Consider the following 1,361-nt stretch of genomic DNA (forward strand, 5'->3'; position numbering starts at 1 on the left):
TTCTTGGATCGGCTCTAAGCCCGATGGAGCCGGAAAAGACGACATCCGCGTTCCTATCAGTTTCGCAAAACGCAACTGGGAGATCATCTACTCCGGTCGAGGTCCGACCGTGAGCAAATCGCCCCTGCCCTGGGTCGCCTATTTGTCCGGCGGCGCCTTCGTCAGTTTGTTGTTCGCGGCCGCCTTCTTTGCCGTGACCCGCTCGTCGGAGCGTCTACAGGCGGAAAAGACCGCCCGGGACCGAGTGCTGCGTGAGCTGGCCATGAGTGAAGCGCGGGCCACGACGGTTCTGCGCCACGCGCCGGTCGCCATCCTGATCGCCGAGGCGCCTACAGGCCGGATCGTCTACGGCAACGACTCGGTCGAGAAGATTTGCGGTTACGACTTCAGTGACTTCCGGTGCGTTCAGGACTACGGCAAGCAGCAGGCGGTTCACCCTGACGGACGCCCCTACCGCGCCTCGGAGTGGCCGCTGGCGCGCGCCATTACGCAAGGCGAGATCGTAGAGGCGGAAGAAATCGGCATCACCCGGAGCGATGGCAGCCGCGCGTTCATCTCCGTCAACGCGGCCCCGATCAGGGATGAGCAGGGGAACATCATTTCCGCCGTCGTGGCGTTCGTCGACATTACCGAGCGCAGGCGCCGCGACCTTGAAAAAACGGAGGAAGAGGAAAAGCGGCAACTGGTGATGCGGGAACTTACGCACCGCATCAAGAACCTGTTCGCCGTGGTTCAGGCGATGGTGCGTCAGATCGCCCGGAACAGCGACTCCGTCCGTGCCTTCGAGGACGGGTTCACGGGCCGCCTGCAAGCCCTCTCCTTCGCCCACGATCTGCTCGTCGGCCAGAACTGGCAGGGAGCGCCGATCGAAGACGTGATCCGCGCACAGCTTCGTGCCTTTCTCGACGGCGCCTTTTCCCGGGTCAGTCTGCAGGGGCCGCCTCTCTGGGTGAACCCGGCAGCAGCCCAGCATCTCGGGCTGGCCATGTTCGAGCTCGCCACAAATGCAGCAAAGTACGGCGCCCTGTCGACCCAGGAGGGAACCGTCTCTGTCGAATGGACAGACCCCGCCGATGGCTTCCGCCTCACCTGGCGGGAATCCGGAGGCCCTCCGGTATGCCCGCCCACACGCAAGGGATTCGGCAGCGTCGTTCTGGAGAGAATGATGGCAGGATGGGGAGCAACCTCGGTCATCGATTATGCTCCGGCCGGTCTCGTATGGGCTCTCCGCGCAGACTCGCGTTCGGCCATGGACAGTTTTCTGACGCCCGAAAGGCCTCCTGTCGGATCAGCCCCTCAACAGGACTCCCGCACACGAGATGGAGAACCTTCCAGCTCGTGAGTAAGAGCCGATCCAAGAA

Annotated in this window: 1 protein-coding gene; it reads left to right on the forward strand. The window is 63.2% G+C overall.

The genetic code is table 11. From position 1 onward, the window contains the following. The coding region (locus ABTU92_RS29225; RefSeq protein WP_408095058.1) for a sensor histidine kinase at window positions 1–1,342 on the forward strand (1,342 nt) is incomplete at its 5' end. Between the last annotated feature and the right edge of the window lie 19 nt (window positions 1,343–1,361).

Source organism: Rhodoplanes sp. SY1 (assembly GCF_046000175.1).
Lineage (GTDB): Bacteria > Pseudomonadota > Alphaproteobacteria > Rhizobiales > Xanthobacteraceae > Rhodoplanes.